Source organism: Rhizobium sp. 01T444 (assembly GCF_056398305.1).
On the sequence record NZ_JBFTPD010000073.1, the window covers coordinates 1 to 4723 of the forward strand.

6 protein-coding genes and 1 pseudogene are annotated in these 4723 nt (G+C 58.3%); 6 read left to right on the forward strand and 1 reads right to left on the reverse strand.

What is annotated here, in order from left to right; genetic code table 11:
• The 6 genes and pseudogenes from AC1DTN_RS37025 to AC1DTN_RS37050 form a co-directional block, all read left to right on the forward strand.
• The coding region (locus AC1DTN_RS37025) for a hypothetical protein (protein ID WP_477925058.1) at nucleotides 1–564 on the forward strand (564 nt) is incomplete at its 5' end.
• Nucleotides 565–1296: 732 nt separating this feature from the next.
• Nucleotides 1297–1688 (forward strand): annotated as a pseudogene (locus tag AC1DTN_RS37030) (DUF3828 domain-containing protein); the annotation flags it as partial.
• A gap of 434 nt (nucleotides 1689–2122) precedes the next feature.
• Complete coding sequence (locus AC1DTN_RS37035) at nucleotides 2123–2389, forward strand: DUF1488 family protein (RefSeq protein ID WP_007818474.1); 267 nt, start codon at nucleotides 2123–2125, stop codon at nucleotides 2387–2389.
• A 139-nt stretch (nucleotides 2390–2528) separates the two neighbouring features.
• A complete protein-coding gene (locus tag AC1DTN_RS37040) occupies nucleotides 2529–2795 on the forward strand; it encodes a BON domain-containing protein (RefSeq protein ID WP_310390556.1) in 267 nt (88 codons plus the stop codon).
• 172 nt (nucleotides 2796–2967) lie between these two features.
• Entirely contained in the window at nucleotides 2968–3273 is a 306-nt protein-coding gene (locus AC1DTN_RS37045; RefSeq protein WP_310390557.1) for a hypothetical protein, read from the forward strand.
• A 137-nt stretch (nucleotides 3274–3410) separates the two neighbouring features.
• The gene (locus tag AC1DTN_RS37050; protein ID WP_477925060.1) at nucleotides 3411–3797 is read left to right on the forward strand and encodes a GNAT family N-acetyltransferase; all 387 of its coding nucleotides are present in this window, start codon (nucleotides 3411–3413) and stop codon (nucleotides 3795–3797) included.
• A gap of 8 nt (nucleotides 3798–3805) precedes the next feature.
• Here AC1DTN_RS37050 and AC1DTN_RS37055 read toward each other — a convergent pair whose 3' ends face one another.
• Nucleotides 3806–4480, reverse strand: a complete 675-nt coding sequence (locus AC1DTN_RS37055) for an exonuclease domain-containing protein (RefSeq protein WP_477925061.1) — start codon at nucleotides 4478–4480, stop codon at nucleotides 3806–3808.
• Nucleotides 4481–4723 lie beyond the last annotated feature (243 nt).

Sequence of the window (4723 nt, forward strand, 5' to 3'; positions counted from 1 at the left end):
GTTTTAGATGGTCTCCTACCGGAAGAAAAAAAGCTAAAGCTGGATTTTCGCGGCTTAGAGGTTGAAAACTGCTTATTTAACTCCATGGATTTCTTTGCATGCCAATTTGATGGAAGAACATCATTTAAGAAATGCAAATTCTCGAATTGCACTGGAGGCTTTTCAAAAGCCAGCGGCATCCATCTCGCATCTTTTGCACCTGATTGTCTGTTCGATGATGCTTTCGAGAGTGTCATAAGTTCGGCAAACAAGAAAATCTCAAGTAGCGCGGAGCAAGTATTTGACTCGCTGAGGTCGTTTATCTCTGATTTCCACAAACATGGGGGATTCAGACGCGTTAATCGTTCGAACCTAGAGCGATATTATGGCCAATCCAACAGTGCAGTGTCGTTTAAGAATATATACCGGGTGATGAAGCGCCACAATGTAATCGTCGAATTTGACAAAGGGCATTATATTGAAGTTGCTATCGCGAGCGCAGCTGCACCCGCTGCTGAGCGGTTAATTACACAGGCGGTGTTGATGGAACCTCTTGGTGGTGTCGCGTTTGACCTCATTGATTAATCTAGAGAAGCAAATTGGGGTGCCCGGGATTGCCCTGAGCTTCGCGTCCGACGCCGAGGCAGAGGCAAGCACGATAAGCGAATTCTGCAAGTTTTATTCGGTATCATATTATCATTATCTTGAGAGAGTATACTCGCAAAGCGGAATTGATATATATGATGCTATGCGGTTTATATACACAAAAACAAGAAATGTTATAATATTAAATTCTCCTATGTACAGAAAATCTGAAGCAACAATATTTGAATACTATTGCATCGCACAAGAAGTAAACAAGAAAAACATTATGATAATCGATACAGGTGGAGATATTATCGACTTTTGGGGAAAATATACTCCAGAATTTAAAACATACTCTTCAGAAAATATTATTAACTTCATATTAAGCGCCCGTATTTTCTAAAAAATATTTAAAATCCTTACGACAAGCACGGAATGTATGGCGCTTGGGCGCCCTCTCCCTCCATCCCCTGCCACCTGTCTTGCTGGCGCAAGGAGCTATCGTAGCCGCCTCGCCCCTTCACCACCCACCCCTGTTCAATTGATCTCCTCCATCCCGACCTAACTCCACCCTGCCTCGCGTTCGCGGGCGTGGTGCGTGGAAAATGGGAAGCGACGACCATGCAGGCGGGGCATTCCTCCCGCACGGGCGGCTTTCGCGATGCGGATGGCAACCATGTGAAGGAAGACAGGCCCAATACGCTAAGCGCCATCGGCGAGATTGTCGAAGACAAAACCCCGAAAGCACTCGTACAGGCCCTCTACAGCTTCAACACTAACACCGCCTCCGACCACACCCCCTCGCCCTATTCGGCTTTCTTCTCCGACCACCTGAACGGATGCTCCAAGCCAATCTCGACAACACGCCTGATGGCGAAGTCGGCGCGCTCGATTTCGATCCCGTCATTGCCGGGCAGGATGGCGAGGCTGATAACCTGAAGATCGGCCAGCCGATCCTGCTGGACGATCGCGCCGAACTGGAGGTGCAGTTCCGCAACGGCGAAGAGGTGACGCTCTATTATACGCTGGTGAAGGAGCACGGCGGCTGGAAGGTGGAGGATATTGCCAACCAGCAGGGCGAAGAGCCCTGGAGCCTCAGTGCGCTGCTGGGCGATGCGCAGTAGGCGGCGTTGAACGAGCGGCATGTCATTGCCGCCGAACATGCCTTCGGGCAGCGGCGGCACCCTCTGAAACGAGCCGGGTTTATTAGCGCCCGGTCATTGTAATGGCCGGCCGGCGCCCCATATCCCCAGTGTGGCGGCATATGGAATAAAACCGCCTTTTGCATCGGTTTACCCGATGCCCTCAAGGGAAGACGCGCTGTCTTCCGACACTTTGCAGAACAGCTTTTTCGCAGCATCCTGAGCAGCATGGCCGCGCCCCGAAAGGGCCGGCAAAGAGCAATGTCTCTCATACGCCCAGACGCTTAGGAGACCGCGCTGAAAAAGACCTCTGACGCATTCGATGATGAGCCGTGCATATCCCCGCCTGGTATCAGGCGTGGCCGCTTATGAGTCCCTGGCAGGAGCCGGAGGCGCCAATTTCTGGAGAAACTTCGATGTCCCTGATCTTCCCCAATAGAAGCCGCAGTTTCGACGAGGGCCGCGATGGGGTTCGTTTCTCCGGCTATGACGGCATGTTTGAGGTGCGGTTTCTGATCGAGGCGAGCGCGTTGCGCTCCATCGCCCAGACGGGCCGCACGGAGGCCGAATGCCTGAACGCCTTCGATGCGGCGCGCCCCGCCATTCTGGAGGCGGCATCCGGTGTCTACGGCCGCGGCGGCAAGGACCGGTATACGCTGACGGAGAAGGATATCCGCCGCTAAAGCATATCGCGCAAAAGTGCGCAGCGGTTTGCGACGACGACATGCGTAAAACGAAGACTTAAAGCGTGGAAAACGAATCCTGGAGATCGCGACACGCTTCAATTTCACGCCCGGGATGAACCGGGCACGGAGATGAGACATGTCAGTCGACAGAAAACATCTGAGCGTGGTGGGCAGACGCCCGCGTGCTCAACCCGAAGACGTCGATCTCGAAACGGCTGTCTACGATGCGCTTGCCCATACGGGCGATCTCGATCCCAGCTATATTTTCGTAACGGCGCGCGGCAGCGACGTCACGCTCGCCGGCTGGGTCTCCGTCAGCGAGGAAATCTCGCTCGCCGAGCAGGTGACCCTGCGGACACGCGGCGTGCGCAGCGTTCATAACGAGCTGTCGCGGGATCTCTAGCGCACCCATTCGTCTCGGCGCGGCTGCGCGCCGACCTCCGGCATCGCTCGAACGCAGGCCGGAGGCGAGGAGCCCGGCCCCGCGCCGGGTTCCACGTTGCCGGGCACGAGCCCAAACCGATTCCCCCACACACGACCGATTGCGATCGGCCCCACACGATCGATGGATAAGCATGCGCAAGAAAATCGACGAGATCACCAGACCGGCCCCTTCCGCCACAGGCCGGCATGCGACTGCCAATGAGAACCGCCCTGCCCGAAGCCCCTCCGCAGGCGAGATGATCGCCGAAGCCGAAACTGCCCGCGCCACGCTGGATACGGACGGCGATGAGCCGGCTACGGCGGAAAAGCCCGGTGAAGGCCAGGCAGACAACAAGGCGCTGGCGGGCGGCCCGCTTCCGACTATGGAAGAGCTGGAACTGGCCCGTGACGACCACAGCAGAAAGATCGCCGGAAGAGAGGCGGATGGGGAGGATTGAGCTGTGCGGGCACGGCGGTTTCGTCGCGCAGAGCAGGCTCGGAAAGCCCGAACCCGAGCGCCGGCATGGCCGAGCGGCTGCATTTTCTGTAGCGTGAATCGACAGAAACGCCACCGACCGGACTCGGACAACAAGCAATGCCAGACATCCGCATCGACCCATTCCCCTCGCCCGATGAATTCGGCGCTCTCTGGGCCGCCGCCTGGGATGGCGCGCAGGCACCGGATTTCGCCCGCATCCTGCCGCGCAGCCTTGCCCATCTCGGCGCCTATGACGACGGGCGGCTGATCGGCTTCGTCAATGTCGCCTGGGATGGCGGCATCCACGCCTTCATCCTCGATACTTCAGTTCATCCGGATCTGCGCCGGCAGGGCATTGCGACTGCGCTGGTGACGGAGGCGGTGCGGATTGCCCGGGAGCGCGGGGCCGAATGGCTGCATGTCGATTTCGAGCCGCATCTGACCGGCTTTTACCGCGCCTGCGGTTTCAGGCCGACGGAGGCCGGCCTGGTACAGCTTACCTAGAGCTCGGCCTATGACAGAAGCGGCCGGTAGCCGCCGCCGGGTTCGCGCCGGGTCAGGAAGAAATGCAGGAGATTGGCATAGCCGCGCGCATCATCGATGGCGCGGTGCGTGTGGGGCACATTGCCCAGCCATTCGCGCGGATAATGGGCGATATCGCATTCCCACGGCTTGCGGCCCGTCGCACCCGCCACCAGCGACAGGATGCAGAGCGGCGGATGGCGAAACAGGCGATCGGCAATCCACGGCCCCTGGAACAGCGGCCGGCCGCTGAACCGATTCAGGTAGTGATCGAGCCAGGGACCATCGAGCGCCACAGGGTGAGCGGCAAAGATCGGCTCGGCCTTGAAGGTTTTCACCCAGGCGATGAAGCGAGCCATGACCTCGGCGGCCGGCTCGGGGTTTTCGGTCGCCGCCGCGAAGGCTTGCGGATGGGCCTGCCAGAAGGCCGTCGTCACAGGGTCGCGCCCGGCGCCCTCGAGCGGCTGCAGCACGGCTTCGAACTCGCCGAGAGCCTGGCCGGACTCGGAAACGGCGACGGAGGCGAAGGACAGCATCGAATGCGTACCCGGTATCGGGCCGTCGAATTCGCAATCGGTGACGATGTAGATATGCGGCACGCGCGGGTTCTCCCGGGTCTGCTTCGGTGTTGGGAGCAGCATAGCCGGATATTTGCGGGTTGCCATGGGTGGTTTGGGGTGATCGGCGTCGATTGAGGACTTGACGCCTCTCTCTCCTCCGTCATTCCTGTGCTTGTCACAGGAATCCTGTGTGTTGGAACTGTGGTAGAAGGGTTGCGGGCGGAAGGCCGTCGGAATCCTGGTCGTGAGAGACCGTTTGCTGGCTCTTGGTCCTCCGCCCGCTTCAAAATCCCAACCTGAACAGTTGATTGAGGCCGTTGCCGCGGACCTCGTAGCACAGGATGAGGC

Coding starts and splice junctions, on each gene's coding strand:
- AC1DTN_RS37035 (WP_007818474.1), top strand. CDS start 2,123: ATGTCCCTGATCTTCCCCAATAGAAGCCGCAGTTTCGACGAGGGCCGC.
- AC1DTN_RS37040 (WP_310390556.1), top strand. CDS start 2,529: ATGTCAGTCGACAGAAAACATCTGAGCGTGGTGGGCAGACGCCCGCGT.
- AC1DTN_RS37045 (WP_310390557.1), top strand. CDS start 2,968: ATGCGCAAGAAAATCGACGAGATCACCAGACCGGCCCCTTCCGCCACA.
- AC1DTN_RS37050 (WP_477925060.1), top strand. CDS start 3,411: ATGCCAGACATCCGCATCGACCCATTCCCCTCGCCCGATGAATTCGGC.
- AC1DTN_RS37055 (WP_477925061.1), bottom strand. CDS start 4,480: ATGGCAACCCGCAAATATCCGGCTATGCTGCTCCCAACACCGAAGCAG.